The organism is Leifsonia sp. Leaf264, assembly GCF_001422325.1.
Lineage (GTDB): Bacteria > Actinomycetota > Actinomycetes > Actinomycetales > Microbacteriaceae > Orlajensenia.
This window is the reverse complement of the sequence record NZ_LMMR01000001.1, coordinates 928,296-947,673: the sequence shown is the minus strand read 5'-3', so window position 1 is coordinate 947,673 and position 19,378 is coordinate 928,296. Positions and strand designations below refer to the sequence as shown.

Here is a 19,378-nt window from a genome sequence, read left to right as displayed (position 1 = left end):
GTCGAGCGCACGTCCTCGACCCGAACAGAGAGGACGACGAATGTCCCAGCTGGCCTCCCGCGATGTCGTGTACTCACACGCCGACATACGGATGATCGGGCGGCTCAGTTCGCCGGCTGACGGCGTCGGCCTGCCGGGTGTCCTCCTCATCCACGACGCGTTCGGACTGGGCGCGGACATGGCGGCCATCGCCGACCGCTATGCCGAGCTGGGCTATGCCGTGTTCGCAGCCGACGTCTGGGGCGAGCGTCTCGAGCCGACGTCGGGCCAGGAGATCGGCGGTCTCATCGGAGGCATGGCGAGCGACCGCGCCGCGTGGATGGGGCGCATCCGTGCCGCCCACATCGCTGCAGCGGCCCAGCCGGAGGTCGCGGCCGATCGGATCGCGATCGCCGGCTACTGCTTCGGCGGGTCATCAGCACTCGAGTACCTCCGCACCGGGGGAGACGTCCTCGGCGTCGTCAGCATCCATGGCGGACTCGACCTCGTCGAGGGCGACTGGTCCGACCCGACATCATCGACCCGCGTCCTGCTCTGCACCGGGGCCGACGACCCGATGGCCGCACCGCAGCACTGGCAACCCATCAAGGCGGGCCTGACGACAGCGGGCATCGACTGGGAGTTCGACCTGTACAGCGGTACCCGGCATGCCTTCACGAATCCGAAGGCGGACGGCCTCGGGATTCCGGGCGCCGCGTACAACGCACGCAGTTCTGCCCGCGCCTGGGCCCGCACTGTCGCCTTCCTCGACGAACTCTTCACGACCGAGTCCACGACGTCCTCGTGCGACGCCTGACAGAACCACAACGAAGGAACACCATGACAGACATCGCGATCATCGGCGCCGGGCCGGGCGGGCTCATCACCGCGCTCCGGCTCCATCAGGCGGGCATGACCCCGACGATCTACGAGTCCGTGCCCGAACTGCATCCCCTCGGTGTCGGCGTGGACATCAAGACCGTCGGCACTCGTGAGCTCGACGAGGTCGGCCTGCTCGAGGAGTTCCGTGCGATCTCGGTGGATGCCGAGGACTCCATCTTCTTCAACCACCACGGCCAGGAGATCTACGCCGAGAAGTGCGGCGTGCACATGGGCTATCTCCACGAGCAGCGATTCGTGCACCGCGGATACCTGCAGATGCTCCTGTACCGGACCGTGCTCGAACGACTGGGCGCCGATGCCGTCGTGCACGGTGCGCGCGTCGTGCAGTACAGCCAGGACGAGTCGTCGGTGACGCTCGACATCGAGCACCGTGACGGTCGAACCGAGCAGGTGCGTCACGAGGCCGTCATCGCCGCCGATGGCATCAAGTCCGCCGTCCGCAAGCAGATGCATCCGGATGCGGCCGAGCCGCACTTCTCGGGAATCACGATGTGGCGCGGCACGACGTTGCGGGAGCCGTTCCGGAACGGACACACCATCCTGCACATCGGCGACCCCCGAGTCTCGTCCATGATCATCTACCCGATCGCGAACGACTTCGAGGGCACAGGCCTCGACCTCGTGAACTGGGTCGTGGAGACGAACGGCGAGGAGACCATCGAGGACTGGAACCAGGTCGGCGACATCAGCGAGGTCGTTCCCCTGTACGACAGTGTCGACATCGACTTCATCGACGTGCAGCAGCTCATGCGCGACGCACGCGAGGTCTACCTGTTCCCCCTGATCCGTCACGATCCACTCGACAACTGGGTCGACGGCAGGGTCGTCCTCCTCGGCGATGCCGCCCACGCCATGTACCCGCGCGGCGGCAACGGGGTGACGCAGGCGATGCTCGACGCCCGCGTGATCGCGGAGAAGATCGTCGAGATCGGCGATCCGCATGCCGCGTTCGTGGCCTACGACGCCGTTCGCCGCGAGGCCGTCAACCGGATCGTCATGGCGAGTCGCGGCGAGGGCTACGAGGTCATTCGCCGCATCGTCGCCGAACGCACCGACGGAGCGCCCTTCGACGACATCGAGGACGTTCTCCCGCTCGCCGAGGCCGATGAGATCTTCAGCTCGTACCACGCCCTCGTCGGCGCGCCCCGCCCCGGGCACGAGGCCGGCGAGGCGACGGGCTACCGCACCTGGGAGACCGGCGACGCCGAAGTGGGTGCTCGGCATGACTGAGATCCGCGAGGCGCAGCCACGCGAGCGTGCCGACATCCTCGCCCTCGAGGCGAGCCGACAGGCGGCCCTGATCGACGGGGACCTCGACACGTTGGCCCGCATCTTCGACGACCACCTCGTGCACATCCACGCGCCCGGGCTCGTGCATGACAAGTCCAGGCTGCTCGAACACGTGGGCACGCGCCGCGCCTACCAGGCGATCACGCGTGGCGACCTGGAGATCCGGATCGTCGGCGACGTCGCGATCGCGACGGGCCCGATCGTCAACGAACTGCGCAACCCCGACGGCAGTCACCGTACCCAGCGCGGTGTCGTGACGCAGGTGCTCGTGCGCGACGACGACGATTGGCGGTTCGTCAACTTCCAACTCACACCGCTCGGCGATGAGGTGTGGGGCCAGCTCCCCTCGGAGCAGGCCGCCGACACCGACGAGGAGGCACGACGATGAGGCTCGCGAGATTCCGCGTGGGCGGCGGTCAGTCCAGGATCGGCCGCGTCGACGGCACGTCGATCATCGACGTCTCCGACGTGCCAGGGGTCGGCACCTCGTTGCGAGAGATCCTGCCGGCGCTGTCCGAACTCGCGCCAACCATCCACAAGGCTGACGGTGCGCGCTTCGCCCTCGACGATGTCGAGCTCGAGGCTCCGATCGACGGCCCGCAGAAGTACCTCGGCATCGGCATGAACTACAGGGGGCACGCTGAGGAGGCGCGCCAGGCGGGCATCCCCACCCCGACGAGCCAGCTGTGGTTCAACAAGCAGGTCTCCTGCATCGTCGGGCCCCACGACGACATCGTCAGGCCCGCCGTCTCCGACCAGCTCGACTACGAGATCGAACTCGGCGTCGTCATCGGGCGACGCGCCCGCCACGTGAAGGCGGCCGACGCACGGTCGGTCATCGCCGGCTACCTCGTCGCGAACGACGTGTCGGTGCGTGACTGGCTCCAGAAGCGTTCGCCGACCTTCACGCTCGGCAAGTCGTTCGACACGCATGGCCCGATCGGCCCGTGGCTGACGACGGATGACGAGATCGATGACCCGCTCGACCTGCGGATGACGCTCACGGTCAACGGGGAGGTGCGCCAGGACTTCCGCACCAACGACATGATCTACGACATCTACGAGCAGATCGAGTACCTGTCGACGGTCATGACGCTCATGCCGGGCGACATCCTCGCGACAGGCACCCCGGCCGGCATCGGCGCCCCAACGGGCAGGTTCCTGGAGGCCGGCGACGTCGTCCGGGCCGAGATCGAAGGCCTCGGCGCGATCGAGAACCGGGTCGTGGAGGAGGTCTGACATGGCACGCACGAGCATCCATCTCGATTCGTTCGCCCACGAGAACCCCGTGCCGGCGGCGAGCCGCATCGGCCCCTTCCTCTACTCCGGCGTCCTCACGGGACGCGACCCGCGAACCAAGGTCATACCCCAGGACCTCGACGGCCAGCTGTCCGAAGTGTTCGACCGTATCCGCGACGTCATGGCCGCGGCCGGCGGGGGAGTCGATGACATCATCAAGCTCACGTTCTGGGTCGCCGACTACCGCGATCGTGCCGCCCTCAATCGCGAGTGGACGGCCATGTTCCCCGACGAGCGCAGCCGTCCGGCCCGTCAGGTCATGGCGGCGCAGCTGGATCGTGGCTCGCTCGTGCAGTGCGACCTGGTCGCCGTCCTTCCGACGGGCGACTCGGAAGCGACCGCACGATGACGCCGCCGATCCAGCGCGGTATCGCATATGATGTCGCACACGATCATGTCGACGACGAACAGACGACGCCGATCGACAGCACGAGAGCAGTGCAACGCAATGAAGCGAAGACGGGAGCGCGAACAGCGATGACGGACACCAAGACGGTAACAACAGAGACGGTGTCGGTCGCCGCGGCACGGGCGGCGCAACCGCGTTCCCGATTCGGCTGGGCGTCGTCCCGCTTCGCAGTCATCGCCGTCTGGGTGCTTCTCATCGGCATCTTCATGGTGCTGCGCCCCCAGAACATGTTCCACGCGGGAACCTGGGCGTCGATCTTCGGCGGCCAGTCGGACCTGGTCTTCCTCGCGGCCGGCCTGCTGTGCACGATCATCGTCGGCGAGTTCGTCGACATGTCCGTCGCGTCCAACTTCGGCCTCGCCTCCATCCTCGTGGTGGTGCTGACGGTGAACAACGGCTGGAACGTCTGGCTGGCGGCGCTCACGGCCATCGTCATCTCCACGCTCGCGGGCCTCGTGAACGGTCTTCTCGTCGTCAGGCTCGGAGTGAACACGATCGTCGTCACGCTGGGCATGGGAACAGTCCTGCTCGGATGCGCGAGCTGGGCGAGCAACCTCCAGCCCGTCAGTGGCCTGCCGGCCGAGTTCACGCGGATCGCGACGTACACGATCGGCGGCCTGCCGACGACGTTCTACCTGGCCCTGATCCTCATGCTGGGCTTCGCCTACCTGCTGCAGTTCACGCCCCTCGGTCGCAACATGCGCTTCGTAGGCGAGAACCGCGAGGTCAGCCGCCTCGCCGGAGTTCGGGTGAACCGCATCCGGATCGGCGCCTTCGTCTCGGCCGGTGTCATCGCCGGCATCGGCGGGGTGCTCTCGGCGGCGTACTTCGGTGGAGCCGAGGCCATGACGTCGCAGACCTACCTGCTTCCGATGTTCGCGGCCACCTTCCTCGGCACGGCGATCTTTCAGCCTGGCCGGTTCAACCCGCTCGGCACCCTCGTCGCCGTCTACTTCCTCGCCACGGGCGTGCTCGGCCTCAAGTTCCTCGGGGCGAGCCCGGCCATCTCGAACATCTTCTATGGCGGCGTTCTCGTCATCGCCGTGTCCCTCTCCACAGTGCTCCACCGTCGCGCCCGCTAGGGCATCTCACAGCAACACCCGCACATCCGAACTGTCAAAGTCGCCAAGTAAGGAACACACCGCATGAACAAGACAACAGCCCACCGCCTTCGCGGACTGCTCGCCGTCGGGGCCATCGCCGCAACGGCCGTCACCCTGGTCGGCTGCAGCGATGCAGGCACCGACACGCCCTCGGGCGGCTCATCGACCTCGTCGAGCGGCGATGCATCGCTCGACTCGGCACTCGAGAAGGTCTCCAAGCCCCTCGACGCTTACCCGGTCCCGACCGAGAAGATCAGCGGGGTCGCAGACCTCGCCGGCAAGACCGTCTACTACGTGCCGATCACGCTGCAGTCGCCGCAGTTCGCCATCGTCAGCAAGCAGCTGACCGAGGCCCTCGACACAGCGGGCATCGACGTGCAGGTCTGCGACGGCAAGGGCAACCCCAGCGACATCGGCTCGTGCATCGGTCAGGCCACTCAGGCGGACGCCGCGGCGATCGTCACGGATGCCGTTCCCTACGGCCTCGCCGCGAACGCGCTCGATGCAGCCCAGGCGGCCGGCATCCCCGTGGTCATCAGCAACCAGATCCCCGATGACTCCCACCCCGCCTCGAAGACCCTCGGCTACGTTCCCGCCGGTGGCTCCGACCAGGAGATCGCCATCGCCCAGTGGATCACCAAGGACTCCGGCGGACAGGCGAACATCCTCCTCAACCAGACCTCCGACGGACCGTCGCCGGCCGTCTACGTGAAGGCCGGCACCGACGAGCTGAAGTCGATCTGCCCCGACTGCACGGTCACGATCAACGAGGTCTCGTCGTCGAACTTCGCCCAGGTCACCCCGTCGGTGAGCGCAGCCCTGCTCAACGATCCCGACATCGGCTACGTCGTCAACGACTTCGCCCAGTTCCTCCAGCCCACCCAGGGTGGCGTGCAGTCGGCCGGCGCCATGAACACCGTGAAGGGCGTCACCGGCTCGGTCGGCCTCGGCGGCCTGCAGGCCCTCGCTGCGAACAACTACCTCTACGCAGCGGCCGGCCAGGCGAACTCCTTCCAGGGCTGGGTCGAGGCCGACCTCGCGCTGCGTCTCATGACCGGTGCCACGGTGCCCGAGTACACGATCCCGGTGCGTCTCTTCACGCGCGACAACATCGACTCGGTCACCCTCACCGACGAGGCCGAGGCATCGGGCGAGTGGTTCGGCCCGACCACGTTCCGCGACGAGTTCGCGACTCTGTGGGGCGTGTGATGACTCTTGGTACCACCTCGGGGGTGCGGATGGCAGCATCCGCCCCCCGGGCCACCCGGCTCTCGGTCGAATCGCTGTCGAAGACCTTCGGCAGGAGCCGAGTCCTGAAGGACATCTCCTTCGACGTGCGCCCCGGTGAGGTGCATGCTCTCGTCGGCCAGAACGGATCGGGCAAGTCCACCGTCGCCAAGATCCTCTCCGGGCTCTACACGCCGGATGCCGGCGGCGTCGTGTCGTTCGACGGTCATGCCTTCGAGCTCCCCGTCACCCCGCTCGATGCCCGAACGCGCGGAATGGCCATCGTGCACCAGAGCCTCGGACTCGTCGACACCTTCACCGTGCTCGAGAACCTTCGCGTCGGGCGGTTCCAGCCGAACGGGATCCTGCGCCGCATCGATTGGAAGCGCGAGCGCGCAGCGGCCAGTGCCGTCTTCGAGCGCATCCAGCGCAGCGTGCCCCTCGATGCCCTCGTCGGCTCGCTCAACGAGGAGGAGCGCGCCGTCGTCGCTATTGCGCGTGCGCTGCAGGACGCGACGCCGGGCAGGGGCCTCATCATCTTCGACGAGTCGACGCGGGCCCTCGGGCGTCGCGCGCTCGAGGGGTTCTTCGCCCTCCTGGACGAGATCGTCGCGACGGGAACGGCGGTGCTCCTCATCACCCATCGCCTGGAAGAGGTCGTCGATGCGGCCGATCGCGTGACTGTGCTGCGCGACGGCGAGGTGGTCGAATCGGGTCGGGACGTCGCCGGCATGACGGAGGCGACGCTCACCTCTCTCATCCTCGGCCGAGAGCTCATCGACCTCGAGCGGCCCGCGTCGCGGACTGTCGCGGGCACTCCAGTGCGCGTCGAGGGCGTCACCGGACTCGGCGTGCACGACATCGGATTCGAGATCCGCCCCGGAGAGGTGCTCGGTCTCACCGGCCTCGCCGGGTCGGGCTACGACGACGTGCCGTACCTCCTGGCCGGGGTATCCCCGGCCTCAGCAGGCACCGTCACGATCGCCGACGCCAGTATCGCCGTCCCCGGGCTCACGCCCGGCACAGCGATCGCCGCCGGCTTCTCCCTCGTCCCGGAAGGGCGGGAGCACTCCGGCGTCGCCGCGTCGATGTCGGTATCCGAGAACGTCGCCTTCCCCCAGACGTCCCGATCGCGGCGCGCCCTCCTCCCGTACTCCACGAAGTCGGAGCGCACCCTCGCCGAGGACTGGATCGACAGGCTCGACGTGCGCCCGCCCCGACCCGACGCGCCCGTCGGAACGCTGAGCGGCGGCAACCAGCAGAAGGTCTTCGTCGCGAAATGGCTCGCGACGGATCCACGGCTGCTCCTCCTGCACGAGCCGACGCAGGCCGTCGACATCGGCGCTCGCCAGGTCATCGCCGGGGCGATCAGGCAGGCCGCGGCTGCCGGCACCTTCGTGCTCCTGGCCGGATCGGACGAGAACGAACTCGCCCTCATCTGCGATCGCGTCCTGGTGTTCTCGGACGGCGCGGTCAGGCAGGAGCTGTCGGCCCCGATGACCCCGGACGACATCGTGGGAGCGATCTACGCCGACGGTTCGCGCGCGAGACTTCGTCAGCGAGCCGCGGTGTTCACTCGCCACCAGGACGAGCAGCATGACTGACGACACCGACATCGACGGATTCTTCTCCACCGCTCGCGTCAGCGGGCGCGACGAGGCCGTCACCCTCGACTCGGACAGCTATCGCGCCTACGTCTACCCTCCCGACGACGAGGAACTGGCCCCGTGGCGAGGGATGTCGTACGAGGAGTTCACCGCAGCCCGGCAGGAGAACGAGTTCCTCAGGCAACTCCTCGCCGACTGGGACGCCCTGTACGACGAACCTTTCGTCGGCATCACGACCGATGGCACGCCGCGCACTGATGCGTGGCCCCTTCCGGCAGAGGGAGTCGTCGACTCGGCTCTGGCCGCGGCGGCTGTCGACGCCCTCGAGACACTGACCGCCGATCAGCGCGACAGCGTCCAGTATCCGATCGACGCACCGGACTGGCGCGGATGGAGCAACCCCGAGTTCGTCTTCCATCGCAACGGGCTGCGCCTGGAGGACCTCGCCGATGCGCAGGTCGAGGCGATCCTGCGACTCGTCGAGGCCTCGCTCAGCCCGGAGGGCTACGGGCGGGTGCGCGAGGCGATGGAGCTCAACGGCTTCCTCGGCGAGGTGACCGAACTGCCCACCATCATGAACGACCGGAGCTACTGGTTCTCGCTCTTCGGAACCCCGTCGACGGACGACCCATGGGGCTGGCAGCTCTTCGGGCACCACGTCGCCGTCAACTTCGTCACCGTGGCCGGCCGCGACGTGGTCGCCCCGATCTTCCTCGGCGCCGAGCCGGCCCTGTCCGACGGTGCGAGACCACCCCTCTTCGATGCGCGCGAGCGCCGGGCACTCGAGCTCGCCGGCTCATTGACCGATGCGCAGCGCTCCGAGGCCGTCGTGTTCGAGTCGGTGCTCGACCCGTCCATGCCGGAGGGCCGACTGCATCCGGCCGACGAACGCCACGTCGCCGGCGCATTCCGCGACAACCGCGTCGTGCCCTACGAGGGCATTCCCGCGGCGCGTCTGGACACGCACCAGCGCGACCTCCTCCGGCAGATCGTCGCAGACTTCCTCGGGCTCCTCCGAGAGCCGCACAGGGCGCTCGCGCTCGAGCGCTACGACGCCTGCATCGACGAGACGTGGTTCTCCTGGTACGGCGCCACCGACGGCACGCAGCCCGTGTACTTCCGCATCCAGAGTCCCGTGATCATCGCGGAGCTCGACAACCATGCCGGCGTCTGGCTCAGCAATCGGCTGCCGGCGCGATTCCACGTGCACACCACCCTGCGACTGCCGAACGGCAACGACTACGGCCGTGCCTGGGTCGAGGCCTGGAAGGCGCTCACGCGAGGCTGACGTGCTGTCGGCCGACAGCACGTGCCGAGGCGGCCTGGCGCGTCAGGCGAGCTGCGACTCGTTCGGCGAGTGGCCGGCGATCGCGCTGTCGTAGGTCGTCACAGCCACGAGGGTGTTGACCTCGTGCTGGCGTGCCGCAGTCTCGACGGCGTCGGCATCCGCGCCGCTCTCGATCAGTTCGAGAAGGGTCTCGTGCTCCTTCACGGATGCCTGGGCCCGGCCCGGGGCGTACCAGTAGGCGGAGCGACGGATGAAGTCCAACCGCGCCCACTCGTTGCCGACGAGCTCGTTGAGGCGCTCGTCGTCGCACTTCGAGCAGAGCAGCTGATGGAAGCGGCGATTGAAGACGCCGAACAGGTTCGTGTCGAAGTTCTCGAGCGCATCCGCCATCTGCGCGTTCAGCGCGCGTGCCTCAGCGAGGTCGTCGGCAGTGAGATTCGGTGCTGAGAGAGCCGTGGCCAGGCCTTCCAGGCGGGCCAGGAGCCGGATCGTGCGCTCGAAGGCGTGGGCGTCGAAGGTGCGCACCAGCGCCCCGACGTTCGGGACGATCTCGACCCAGCCCTCGGCCTCGAGTCGCCGCAGGGATTCCCGCCAGGGGACAGAGCTGATGCCGTGCTCGCGCGCGAGTTGGTCGATGACGAGGCGGTATCCGGGGCCGTAGGTGCCGTCCATGATCCGTGCCTTGAGGATGGCGTACGACTGCTCTGTCTTACTGGTTGCCATCCTTGGTCCTCCCGTGCGTTCCACGATTGTATGGGAAATCACACACGATTTGTGAGTACCGCGCCCTGGGGTGTCGCCAAGAGGTCGAGCAGCCGCCGCACGGTCGGATCCGCGGAGGCGCCACGGGGAGTCAGCACCAAGGCGCGAAGTGCGCCCGGATCCGGGTGGAGCGGGCGGACCGTGACGTCGAACCGTTCCAGGCTCGCCTGATCCGGGTCGGGCAGGATCGCGGAGCCGACGCCGGCCTCGATGAGCGGGAGGATCGTCTGGATCGTGTCGACTGTGCGTATCTCCCGTGGAACGATCCCGTGGCGCAGGAAGGCGGCCTCGACGAGTTCCGGCAGGCTCGGCACTGCGGCGGTGCGATGGGGGAGCAGCACGATGCGGTCGTCGAACGCTCGAAGCGGAACCGTTCCCGTCTCGGTGGCCTCGGGAGGCAGGACGGCGACGAGGGGGACGTCGCCCCAGTCGTAGACGTCGAAGGAATCGCGGTGACGGGCGAGGAACCGCCGATGATCGGCGATCATGACGGCAGCCAGGTCGACCTTCCGCTGGGCGATGAGGTCGATCGCCGTCCACGGCGGTGGGTCGACGAGTCGCACCTCGACATCAGGTGCCACCGCGGCGTGCCTGCGCAGGAGTTCCGGGATGCGGTGCCACATGAGCACGGGAACCGCGGCGATGGTCATGACCCTGCTCGCACCGCCGGACGAGCGCCGGATCGTCGCGACGATCTCGTCGAGCTCGCCGAGCACTCGGGACGAGGCGTCGAGCAGATACCGGCCGGCGCTCGTCGGTTCGACGCCGCGCGGGGAGCGGACGAGCAGGGGAACTCCGAGGTCCGACTCGAGCTGCGCTATCGCGACACTGAGCGGCGGTTGGGACATGTGCAGGTTCTTCGCGGCGGCGGTGAGCGACCCGGCCTCGACCACAGCGACGAAGTACCGCAAGTGTCGTAGCTCCATGAGGCAGAGTGTATCGCGTCACCTCCGATATACACGCGGCCTATGGCTGCTACAGGCGATCGGTAGTTCCGCGGTCAGGCCGTGACTGTCAGGCTTGCGCTGCACTCAACGGAAGGACACTGGCGATGCTGCCGGAATGGAACCAGAACCCGCCCTTCGCGATCACGCGTGCGAGCCATGTCGCGCTCGCGGTCACCGATCTCGAGGCGAGCCGCGACTTCTACCGCGACACGATCGGTCTCGTCGTCACCGAGGAGACCGACGACGCTGTGTACCTGCGCGGTCTCGAGGAGGCATCGCACCACAGCCTGCGACTCGAGCTGGCGTCCGAGGCCAAGGCCCTGCACGTGGGTCTCCGGGTCCGGACCGACGACGACATCATCGCCGCCGAGCGCCACTTCCGCAGCGTGGGCATCGACCACGAGCGGGTCGAGGTTCCCCACCAGGGGCCGACCCTCCGCTTCCGCGACCCCGTCGGCACGCATATGGAGCTGACATCGTCGATGGAGGTCGTCGACCGCCGGATGCAGCACTTCGACCAGTTCGTGGCCGGTGCGCCCCAGCGCATCGACCACTACCAGGTCGTCACCTACGACGTACAGGCAGCCACGGACTTCTGGACCGGCCTGGGCATGCGGATGAGCGAGTACACGGCCACCGACGGCAGCGACGAGCTCTGGGGAACGTGGATGGAGGTCAAGGGGAACACCCACGACCTCGTCTTCACCAACGGCCGTGGGCCGCGGCTGCACCACTTCGCGTTCACGGTGCCCGATGCGAGCGCCCTCATCCACGCCGCGGATGTCGCCGGCGCGCGCGGCTTCGGGCAGGAGATCGACAGGGGCCCCGGACGGCACGGCATCAGCAATGCGCTGTTCCTCTACCTGCGCGACCCCGACCAGCACCGCGTCGAACTCTTCACGACGCACTACCAGTTCATCGACCTGGAAGCCGAGCCGATCCGCTGGGACACCTCGAATCCGCAGCGTGCGCAGCTGTGGGGCATGCCGGCATCTCGTCGCTGGTTCTTCGAGGCGAGCGAGTTCCCGGGCGAGGCTGTGCTCGACCCGCTCGTGACAGCGAATCCCGCGACGCTCGAGGACTTCCTCGGCGTGCACTGATGCTTGAGACGGAACAGATCGCCACCATCGCCGACGACCTCTACGCCGCCCAAAAGGCGCGGACAGTGCTGCCGCGGCTCACAACGCAGTACCCAGGAATGGTCGTCGAGGACGCGTACGCCGTGCAGGCCGAGTGGGGGCGTCGCCGAAGGGCGGACGGCCGTCGCGTCGTCGGCCACAAGATCGGCCTCACGTCGAAGGTCATGCAGGCCGCGACCGGGATCACAGAGCCGGATTACGGGGTGATCTTCGACGACCAGATCCATGAGTCGGGCGTCGTGTTCGAGCACGCCGCGTTCAGCAACGTGCGCGTCGAGGTCGAACTCGCGTTCGTGCTCCGGGAGCCGGTCTCCGCCCCGGCCACGATCTTCGACGTGCTCCGCGCCACGGAGTACGTCGTGCCGGCACTCGAGGTGCTGAATTCGCACCTGGAACTCGAGGGCCGCACGATCGTCGACACGATCTCGGACAACGCCGCGCTCGGGGCCGTCGTCTATGGTGGCCGGCCGGTCGCCGTCGATGAGGTCGACCTGCGCTGGATCTCCGCGGTGCTCTACCGCAACGAGACGATCGAGGAGTCGGGCGTCTCCGCGGCTGTCCTGGGACATCCCGCGCTCGGCGTCGCCTGGCTCGCGGGCAAGCTCGCGCAGCACGGTGAGGCGCTCGCCGCAGGAGAGCTCATCCTCGCCGGTTCATTCACGCGGCCCATGTGGGTGCAGAAGGGCGATACCGTGCATGCCGATTTCGGTCCGTTGGGAGCGGTGACGTGCCGATTCGCCTGACGCTCCCGCCCACCCTCGCCGCCAGACTCGACGCCGCAGGCCGACCACTGTTCGGCATCTGGGTCGTCTCGGGCAGCCCCGTCGCGGCCGAGATCGTGGCGGGCAGCGGAATCGACCTGGTGTTCATCGACGGCGAGCACTCGGCGAACAGCCTCGCGTCGATCCAGGCCCAGTTGCAGGTGTGCGCGGCGTTCCCGGTGACCGTGGTCGTGCGGGTCCCGGCGAACGATGCCGTCGCCGTGAAGCAGTATCTCGACCTCGGGGCTCAGAACCTCATCGTGCCCATGGTCGACACCGCAGAACAGGCTGAGGCCGCCGTGCGGGCAGCGCACTACCCTCCGCGGGGCAGCCGCGGCGTCGGAAGCGCCCTCGCGAGAGGCGGTCGCTGGAACCGAGTGGAGGACTACCTGGCGGATGCCGCCGACCACGTCAGCCTCACCGTGCAGATCGAGTCGACCACTGCCGTCGCGAACGCCTCGGCGATCCTCGGGGTGGATGGGGTGGATGCCGTCTTCATCGGCCCCAGCGACCTCGCGGCATCGATGGGCCTCATCGGCCAGCAGGAGCATCCGGAGGTCCTCGCGGCCGTCGAACACGTCATGGCCCTCGCCCGCGCCGCCGGCGTGAAGGCCGGAGTCAACGCGTTCGCGCCCGCCGTCGCCGAACGCTACGCCGCTTCAGGCGCCGACTTCGTGTTCGTCGGGGCCGACGTCGGGCTGCTCGCGCGGGCCACGGAGTCGCTGGCGGACACCTTCATCGGCACGGTCGGTGAGACGGCGCGACCGAGCTACTGACTGGCCGAGCGTGTGATGTGCATCGGCGCGACGCGCTGACGAGAGGGAGAACCATGACAGAAACCGTGAACGACGGAGAGCGGAATACCGCCGACGTGACGGGGCTGCTGCCCGGAGGGCTGTCCCGTGAGCTGAGAGAGGCCCTCGAGGTCACGCCGGTGTCCACGCTGTCGAGCGCGTTGAGGAAGCGGGGCTACGTCGACGTCTTCATAGACGGAGTCTCGACCAACCAGCCGGGCGTGCGCATGGTCGGTCCCGCACGGACTCTGCGGTTCCTTCCGCACCGGCCCGACCTCTTCGCCAGCCACGCTGTCGGTCACAACGCCCAGAAGCGCGCTTTCGACACTGTGAACGAGGGCGAGGTGCTGGTCATCGACGCGCGAGGCGAACGCGGCTCGGGCACTGTCGGCGACATCCTCGCGCTGCGGGCGCACCTGCGCGGTGCGGCCGGCATCCTCACCGACGGCGGGGTGCGGGACTGGGCGCAGGTCGCAGCGATCGGGATCCCCGTCTTCAGTCAGGGCGCCCATCCGTCGGTGCTGGGCAGGCGGCACGTGCCGTGGGAGACTGACGTGGCCGTGGCCTGCGGCGGAGCCGCCGTCGTTCCGGGCGACATCATCGTGGGCGACGCGGACGGAGCCATCGTGATCCCTGCAGCCCTCGTCGGGGAGATCGTGGCGGAGGCCGTCGCTCAGGAACAGGAAGATGCCTGGGTGGCCGAGCACGTCGCCGCCGGGCACTCCATCGAGGGACTCTTCCCGCCGAACGCCGAGTGGGCGGCGAAGTATCGCGAGCAGCGTCGCAGCTGATCGGCCGTGAGGTGCTGACCTGCTGTCCGTCGAATGGACAGTGGGGGGACACGGCGAGGGCTCGCGGTGGCCTCGCGATCGCCACGCTCTCGTAGAGAGCCAAAAGTCATGTTCGTATGCACAGAAACAGTTTTGTTGACGATTTGAGCCTCATTCTCTACATAATTCCAATTTGTGTATACATTGGGATCATGATGATGGCTGTGAAGGCAAGCGCCCGGGCATACGAGGCTCTGCGCGAAGACATCATGGAATGGCGTCTGGCGCCCGGTACCGTGCTCGGAGAGGTCGAGCAGTCCGAGCGGCTCGGCGTCTCCCGCACGCCGTTGCGAGAGGCTCTGGCTCGCCTCGCCGCCGATGGGCTCGTCGTCGCCCAGGGCGGCCGTGGGCTCGTCGTCACGGCGGTCTCGGTCGAGAACATCCGCCAGTTGTTCGAGCTGCGCGTCGCACTCGAGCAGGAGTCGGCTCGTCTCGCCGCCCGGCGCCGCGACAGCGAGGTGTTCGTCGCGCTGCGCGATGAGTTCACGGCGGCGCCCGACCTGCTGGATGGCCGGGACCCCGCGCACGTCGACTATTACGACCTCGTCTCCCGATTCGACGACGCCGTCGATGACGCGACAGGCAATCCCTATCTCGTCGGAGCGTTGCGCGGCCTCCGGCCTCACCTGGTGCGCATCCGCCGTGTCGCCCAGGACGACCCGACACGACTCCGCGCGGCGGCGGCTGAGCACCTGCTGATCGTCGACGCCATCGTCGACGGGGATGCCGAGCTCGCGGCATCCGCCACCCGGATCCACCTGTATCGAAGCCTGCGCAACATCCTCGCGTCGGCCGAACGACTCACCGCGGTGAGAGAGGACGACAAGTGAGACTGCACCCAGTACGCGTTCATCGCAGTGACGAGAATCTCGCCCGCGAGGATCAGTTGGCGTGGAAGATCGCGGAGGTCGCCGCCGACCCTGTAGCCGTGAGCGATGACGTCACAGAGATGGTGATCAATCGCATCATCGACAATGCCGCCGTCGCCGCCGCGTCGATCACCCGCGGCCCGGGCATCGCGGCCCGGGCACAGGCCGAAGCGCATCCGGCGACTCCAGGCTCGACCGTGTTCGGCGTCACGGACCATGTCAGTCCCGAGTGGGCGGCCTGGGCGAACGGGGTGGCCGTGCGGGAGTTGGACTTCCATGACACGTTCCTCGCCGCCGAGTACTCGCACCCGGGCGACAACATCCCGCCCATCCTCGCTGTCGCCCAGCACGCCCGGAAGTCCGGCGCCGACCTCATCCGCGGCATCGCGACCGGATACGAGATCCAGGTCGACCTGGTGAAGGCGATCAGCCTGCACCAGCACAAGATCGACCATGTCGCCCACCTCGGCCCATCAGCCGCCGCCGGCATCGGCACCGTCCTCGGACTTCCCGTCGAGACGATCTTCCAGGCGGTCGGGCAGGCGTTGCACACGACGACGGCCACCCGCCAGTCGCGCAAGGGCGAGATCTCCACCTGGAAGGCGCATGCTCCGGCGTTCGCCGGGAAGATGGCCGTCGAAGCCATCGACCGTGCCATGCGCGGACAGACCAGCCCGACACCGATCTACGAGGGCGAGGACGGTGTCATCGCCTGGCTGCTGGACGGTCCGGATGCCGCCTACGAGGTGTACCTGCCCGAGGCGGGGGAGCCGAAGCGCGCCATCCTCGACACGTACACGAAGGAGCACTCGGCGGAGTACCAGGCGCAGGCCTGGATCGACCTCGCCCGGAAGCTCCACAACGAGTACCCCGAGCTGACGGCCGACCGCATCGAGCGGGTCATCATCCGCACCTCGCACCACACCCACTACGTGATCGGCTCGGGAGCGAACGACCCGCAGAAGTACGATCCGAACGCCAGCCGGGAGACGCTCGACCACTCGATCCCGTACATCTTCACCGTCGCCCTGCAGGACGGCACCTGGGATCACGAAGCCTCGTATGCGCCGGCGCGTGCCGGCCGCCCGGACACTGTCGCCCTCTGGAACTTGGTCGCGACCGAGGAGGACCCCGAGTGGACCCGGCGGTACCACTCCAACGATCCCGCCGAGAAGGCGTTCGGCGGCAGCGTGGCGATCACGCTGACCGACGGGTCGACGATCGTGGACGAGATCGCCGTCGCCGACGCCCACCCGCTCGGCGCCCGGCCGTTCGCCCGCGCCGACTACATCCGCAAGTTCCGCACTCTCGCGACCCCGGTCCTCGACGGGGCGGAGACCGACCGCTTCCTCGACGCCGTGCAGCGACTGCCCGAGCTCGCCGTCGGGGAGCTCGACGGACTCAATATCGTCGCCAAGCCGGGCGTTCTCGGCGCCGGCCCGAAGGGACTGTTCTGATGCTGTACTCCCAGACCACCGCAGCACAGAAGCGCATCGACCTGCGTGCGGCCCTCGCAACGGGTGAGCTGCTGCGCTTCCCCGGCGCATTCAACCCGCTCAGCGCCAAGCTCATCCAGGACAAGGGCTTCGAGGGTGTCTACATCTCCGGCGCCGTGCTCGCCGCCGACCTCGGGCTGCCCGACATCGGCCTCACGACGCTGAGCGAGGTCGCCGGTCGTGGCCAGCAGATCGCCCGGATGACCGAGCTGCCCGCCATCATCGATGCCGACACCGGGTTCGGTGAGCCGATGAACGTCGCGCGCACGGTGCAGACCCTCGAGGACGCCGGTGTCGCCGGACTCCACATCGAGGATCAGGTCAACCCCAAACGATGCGGACACCTCGACGGTAAGGCGGTGGTCGACCTGGAGACCTCGACCAAGCGCATCCGCGCCGCCGTCGACGCCCGCCGTGACCCGAACCTGCTCATCATGGCCCGCACCGACATCCGTGCCATCGACGGCCTCCAGGCGGCGATCGATCGGGCCAAGGCCCTCGTCGATGCCGGAGCCGACGCGATCTTCCCCGAAGCCATGGCCGACCTGAGCGAGTTCGAGGCCGTCCGCCGGGCCGTCGACGTGCCGATCCTCGCCAACATGACCGAGTTCGGCAAGAGCGAACTGTTCAGCACCCGCCAGCTCGCCGACATCGGCGTGAACATCGTCATCTACCCCGTGAGCCTGCTGCGCATCGCCATGGGCGCGGCGGAACGCGGACTCGACGCTCTCACCGCCGAGGGATCGCTCAACTCGCAGGTGCCGACGATGCAGACTCGAGCGCGACTGTACGAACTGCTGGACTACGAGGCCTACAACGCGTTCGACACGTCGATCTTCGACTTCCAGGTCCCCAGCGGCCGCTGACGTCCCGCGCACTGAACCATCACGAAGGAGTGACATGAGCACCGATACGACCACGAGCACGGCCGCGCCGGAGATCCGCAAGGGCCTGGCCGGAGTGACCGTCGACTACACGGCCGTCTCGAAGGTGAACCCCGAGACCAACTCTCTGCTCTACCGGGGCTACCCGGTGCAGGAACTCGCGGCGAACTGCTCCTTCGAGGAGGTCGCCTACCTGCTCTGGCACGGGGAGCTGCCGTCGCCGGAACAACTGGCCGAGTTCGAACGGATCGAGCGTGCCCAGCGGGCGCTCGACCCTGCGGTGAAGATGGTCATCGACGAACTGCCGCTCACGGCGCACCCCATGGACGTCGTGCGCACCGCCGTCAGCGTCATCGGCGCGCTCGACCCGACGTGGGACGACGCCAGCCCGAGCGGCAACCTCGCGAAGTCCTACACCCTCTTCGCGAAGCTCCCCGCGATCGTCTCCTACGATCAGCGCCGCCGTCGGGGCTTGGACGCGGTGCCGCCGGATGCGGCCCTCGGCTATTCCGCCAACTTCCTGGCGATGTCGTTCGGGGAAGTGCCCTCCGACGTGGTGGTGAAGGCGTTCGACGTGTCGATGATCCTCTACGCCGAACACTCCTTCAATGCGTCGACCTTCACGGCGCGCGTCGTGACGTCGACGCTCTCCGACCTGTACTCCGCTGTCGTCGCCGGCATCGGTGCGCTGAAGGGACCCCTCCACGGCGGCGCGAACGAGGCGGTCATGCACGTCTTCGACGAGATCGGCACCGCGGAGGCGGCCGGGGCCTGGCTGGATGATGCATTGGCGAGCAAGCGCAAGATCATGGGCTTCGGCCACCGGGTGTACAAGAACGGCGACTCCCGGGTGCCGACCATGAAGGCCTCGCTCGACCTGTTGGTCGAGGAGTACGAACGCCCCGACCTGCTCGCGCTCTACGACGCGTTGAACACGGCCATGCAGGCGCGCAAGGCCATCCAGCCGAACCTCGACTATCCGTCAGGCCCGGCATACCACCTCATCGGCTACGACACCGAGATGTTCACGCCGCTGTTCGTGGCATCACGGGTGACGGGGTGGACTGCGCACATCATGGAGCAGCTCGCGGCGAACGCCCTCATCCGCCCGCTCTCCGCCTACAACGGCGTCGACGAGAGACACGTCCCCGTCCAGCACTAGGGGGCGAGGACGGCCTGGATGGCCGGAGCGACGACCTCGACGAGCTTCTCGGTGTCGGCGTCGACCAGCAGGGGAACCCCGATGATCCCCCGGCTCGTCACGAGTCCGACGAGCATGGCTGACGCGAGGCCGGCCCGGAGGGCGGCATCGCTGCCGTCATCGGCGGTGCTGTGCGTACCGGCCAACAGTCGGGACTGGATGAAGTCGGCCAACTGGGCGCTGGCGTTGTCGTTCACGACGGCGCCGCGGAGCATCGCCATGAGCGGATGCGATTCCTCGGGGGAGCCCTCCCACGCACTCAGGTAAGCACGGACCACCCGCTCTCCGAGATGCTCGTCAGGGCCGTCGAACGCCGTGTCGAATCGCTCCAGGGCGGATGCGGGCACTGCCATCACCGCGGCGAAGAGCTCATCCTTCGAGCCGAAGAACTGCATCACCTGAGAGGCGTCGACCTGCGCATCCGCGGCGACAGCGCGGATGGTGGTCGCGGTGAAGCCATCGCTGGCGAATCGTGCTCGCGCTGCATCCAGCACTAGCTGTCGCGTGTTTCCGGGGCCTGGGCGCCGGCCCCGGCGCTTCGGCGTCTCGTCGGTTGTCATGCCTCTCAATCTAGCCGTTCCTGTGCATTA

General features: G+C 67.9%; 19 protein-coding genes and 1 pseudogene. 17 read left to right on the top strand and 3 right to left on the bottom strand.

Translation table 11 applies throughout. The annotated features are described in order from the left end of the window. Positions 1-40 precede the first annotated feature (40 nt). From ASF30_RS04420 to ASF30_RS04380, 9 genes are all read left to right on the top strand, one after another. The gene (locus ASF30_RS04420) at positions 41-796 is read left to right on the top strand and encodes a dienelactone hydrolase family protein (RefSeq protein ID WP_055901940.1); all 756 of its coding nucleotides are present in this window, start codon (positions 41-43) and stop codon (positions 794-796) included. Between the two features lie 23 nt (positions 797-819). Next, on the top strand, positions 820-2,112 hold the full coding sequence (locus tag ASF30_RS04415) for an FAD-dependent monooxygenase (RefSeq protein ID WP_055901937.1): 1,293 nt from the start codon (positions 820-822) through the stop codon (positions 2,110-2,112). Continuing rightward, complete coding sequence (locus ASF30_RS04410; RefSeq protein WP_055902503.1) at positions 2,105-2,560, top strand: nuclear transport factor 2 family protein; 456 nt, start codon at positions 2,105-2,107, stop codon at positions 2,558-2,560. Before ASF30_RS04415 ends, ASF30_RS04410 begins: the two co-directional genes overlap by 8 nt. Continuing rightward, positions 2,557-3,411, top strand: coding sequence for a fumarylacetoacetate hydrolase family protein (locus ASF30_RS04405; RefSeq protein ID WP_055901934.1), 855 nt, complete (start codon positions 2,557-2,559; stop codon positions 3,409-3,411). The genes ASF30_RS04410 and ASF30_RS04405 overlap by 4 nt, the downstream gene beginning before the upstream one ends. Position 3,412: 1 nt before the next feature. Next, complete coding sequence (locus ASF30_RS04400) at positions 3,413-3,820, top strand: RidA family protein (protein ID WP_055901931.1); 408 nt, start codon at positions 3,413-3,415, stop codon at positions 3,818-3,820. A gap of 128 nt (positions 3,821-3,948) precedes the next feature. Beyond that, positions 3,949-4,962 carry an ABC transporter permease gene (locus ASF30_RS04395; protein ID WP_055902500.1) on the top strand — a complete coding sequence of 338 codons (1,014 nt, stop codon included), beginning with the start codon at positions 3,949-3,951 and terminating at the stop codon, positions 4,960-4,962. A 63-nt stretch (positions 4,963-5,025) separates the two neighbouring features. Next, a complete protein-coding gene (locus tag ASF30_RS04390; protein WP_055901928.1) occupies positions 5,026-6,192 on the top strand; it encodes a sugar ABC transporter substrate-binding protein in 1,167 nt (388 codons plus the stop codon). Next, on the top strand, positions 6,192-7,814 hold the full coding sequence (locus ASF30_RS04385) for a sugar ABC transporter ATP-binding protein (protein ID WP_055901925.1): 1,623 nt from the start codon (positions 6,192-6,194) through the stop codon (positions 7,812-7,814). Before ASF30_RS04390 ends, ASF30_RS04385 begins: the two co-directional genes overlap by 1 nt. After that, a complete protein-coding gene (locus tag ASF30_RS04380; protein WP_055901923.1) occupies positions 7,807-9,105 on the top strand; it encodes a DUF3500 domain-containing protein in 1,299 nt (432 codons plus the stop codon). The genes ASF30_RS04385 and ASF30_RS04380 overlap by 8 nt, the downstream gene beginning before the upstream one ends. 42 nt (positions 9,106-9,147) lie before the next feature. Here ASF30_RS04380 and ASF30_RS04375 read toward each other — a convergent pair whose 3' ends face one another. Further along, positions 9,148-9,828, bottom strand: a complete 681-nt coding sequence (locus ASF30_RS04375) for a GntR family transcriptional regulator (RefSeq protein WP_055901920.1) — start codon at positions 9,826-9,828, stop codon at positions 9,148-9,150. 38 nt (positions 9,829-9,866) lie between these two features. After that, on the bottom strand, positions 9,867-10,793 hold the full coding sequence (locus ASF30_RS04370) for a LysR family transcriptional regulator (RefSeq protein ID WP_082467433.1): 927 nt from the start codon (positions 10,791-10,793) through the stop codon (positions 9,867-9,869). A 125-nt stretch (positions 10,794-10,918) separates the two neighbouring features. Here ASF30_RS04370 and hpaD point away from each other — a divergent pair, with 125 nt between their 5' ends. The 8 genes and pseudogenes from hpaD (at position 10,919) to ASF30_RS04330 (ending at position 18,749) form a co-directional block, all read left to right on the top strand. Then, the gene (gene hpaD, locus ASF30_RS04365) at positions 10,919-11,914 is read left to right on the top strand and encodes a 3,4-dihydroxyphenylacetate 2,3-dioxygenase (protein ID WP_055901916.1); all 996 of its coding nucleotides are present in this window, start codon (positions 10,919-10,921) and stop codon (positions 11,912-11,914) included. Further along, entirely contained in the window at positions 11,914-12,696 is a 783-nt protein-coding gene (locus tag ASF30_RS04360) for a fumarylacetoacetate hydrolase family protein (RefSeq protein ID WP_055901913.1), read from the top strand. Before hpaD ends, ASF30_RS04360 begins: the two co-directional genes overlap by 1 nt. Beyond that, a complete protein-coding gene (locus ASF30_RS04355; RefSeq protein ID WP_055901911.1) occupies positions 12,681-13,490 on the top strand; it encodes an HpcH/HpaI aldolase family protein in 810 nt (269 codons plus the stop codon). Before ASF30_RS04360 ends, ASF30_RS04355 begins: the two co-directional genes overlap by 16 nt. A gap of 65 nt (positions 13,491-13,555) precedes the next feature. Next, positions 13,556-14,299: pseudogene (locus ASF30_RS04350) on the top strand (fumarylacetoacetate hydrolase family protein); the annotation flags it as partial. Between the two features lie 203 nt (positions 14,300-14,502). Continuing rightward, entirely contained in the window at positions 14,503-15,168 is a 666-nt protein-coding gene (locus tag ASF30_RS04345) for a GntR family transcriptional regulator (protein WP_055902498.1), read from the top strand. Continuing rightward, the gene (locus ASF30_RS04340) at positions 15,165-16,664 is read left to right on the top strand and encodes an MmgE/PrpD family protein (protein WP_055901908.1); all 1,500 of its coding nucleotides are present in this window, start codon (positions 15,165-15,167) and stop codon (positions 16,662-16,664) included. Before ASF30_RS04345 ends, ASF30_RS04340 begins: the two co-directional genes overlap by 4 nt. Beyond that, positions 16,664-17,569: a methylisocitrate lyase gene (gene prpB / locus ASF30_RS04335; protein ID WP_055901907.1), complete on the top strand. Its 906-nt coding sequence runs from the start codon at positions 16,664-16,666 to the stop codon at positions 17,567-17,569. The genes ASF30_RS04340 and prpB overlap by 1 nt, the downstream gene beginning before the upstream one ends. Before the next feature lie 34 nt (positions 17,570-17,603). Further along, positions 17,604-18,749, top strand: coding sequence for a bifunctional 2-methylcitrate synthase/citrate synthase (locus ASF30_RS04330; RefSeq protein ID WP_055901904.1), 1,146 nt, complete (start codon positions 17,604-17,606; stop codon positions 18,747-18,749). On the opposite strand, the gene ASF30_RS04325 is transcribed toward ASF30_RS04330, so the two are convergent. After that, on the bottom strand, positions 18,746-19,348 hold the full coding sequence (locus ASF30_RS04325) for a TetR/AcrR family transcriptional regulator (protein WP_055901903.1): 603 nt from the start codon (positions 19,346-19,348) through the stop codon (positions 18,746-18,748). The two genes, ASF30_RS04330 and ASF30_RS04325, sit on opposite strands and share 4 nt — an antisense overlap. Between the last annotated feature and the right edge of the window lie 30 nt (positions 19,349-19,378).

Bases quoted from the DNA above. Each gene is read 5' to 3' on its own strand.
- ASF30_RS04420 (WP_055901940.1), top strand. From the start codon at position 41: ATGTCCCAGCTGGCCTCCCGCGATGTCGTGTACTCACACGCCGACATA.
- ASF30_RS04415 (WP_055901937.1), top strand. From the start codon at position 820: ATGACAGACATCGCGATCATCGGCGCCGGGCCGGGCGGGCTCATCACC.
- ASF30_RS04410 (WP_055902503.1), top strand. From the start codon at position 2,105: ATGACTGAGATCCGCGAGGCGCAGCCACGCGAGCGTGCCGACATCCTC.
- ASF30_RS04405 (WP_055901934.1), top strand. From the start codon at position 2,557: ATGAGGCTCGCGAGATTCCGCGTGGGCGGCGGTCAGTCCAGGATCGGC.
- ASF30_RS04400 (WP_055901931.1), top strand. From the start codon at position 3,413: ATGGCACGCACGAGCATCCATCTCGATTCGTTCGCCCACGAGAACCCC.
- ASF30_RS04395 (WP_055902500.1), top strand. From the start codon at position 3,949: ATGACGGACACCAAGACGGTAACAACAGAGACGGTGTCGGTCGCCGCG.
- ASF30_RS04390 (WP_055901928.1), top strand. From the start codon at position 5,026: ATGAACAAGACAACAGCCCACCGCCTTCGCGGACTGCTCGCCGTCGGG.
- ASF30_RS04385 (WP_055901925.1), top strand. From the start codon at position 6,192: ATGACTCTTGGTACCACCTCGGGGGTGCGGATGGCAGCATCCGCCCCC.
- ASF30_RS04380 (WP_055901923.1), top strand. From the start codon at position 7,807: ATGACTGACGACACCGACATCGACGGATTCTTCTCCACCGCTCGCGTC.
- ASF30_RS04375 (WP_055901920.1), bottom strand. From the start codon at position 9,828: ATGGCAACCAGTAAGACAGAGCAGTCGTACGCCATCCTCAAGGCACGG.
- ASF30_RS04370 (WP_082467433.1), bottom strand. From the start codon at position 10,793: ATGGAGCTACGACACTTGCGGTACTTCGTCGCTGTGGTCGAGGCCGGG.
- hpaD (WP_055901916.1), top strand. From the start codon at position 10,919: ATGCTGCCGGAATGGAACCAGAACCCGCCCTTCGCGATCACGCGTGCG.
- ASF30_RS04360 (WP_055901913.1), top strand. From the start codon at position 11,914: ATGCTTGAGACGGAACAGATCGCCACCATCGCCGACGACCTCTACGCC.
- prpB (WP_055901907.1), top strand. From the start codon at position 16,664: ATGCTGTACTCCCAGACCACCGCAGCACAGAAGCGCATCGACCTGCGT.
- ASF30_RS04330 (WP_055901904.1), top strand. From the start codon at position 17,604: ATGAGCACCGATACGACCACGAGCACGGCCGCGCCGGAGATCCGCAAG.
- ASF30_RS04325 (WP_055901903.1), bottom strand. From the start codon at position 19,348: ATGACAACCGACGAGACGCCGAAGCGCCGGGGCCGGCGCCCAGGCCCC.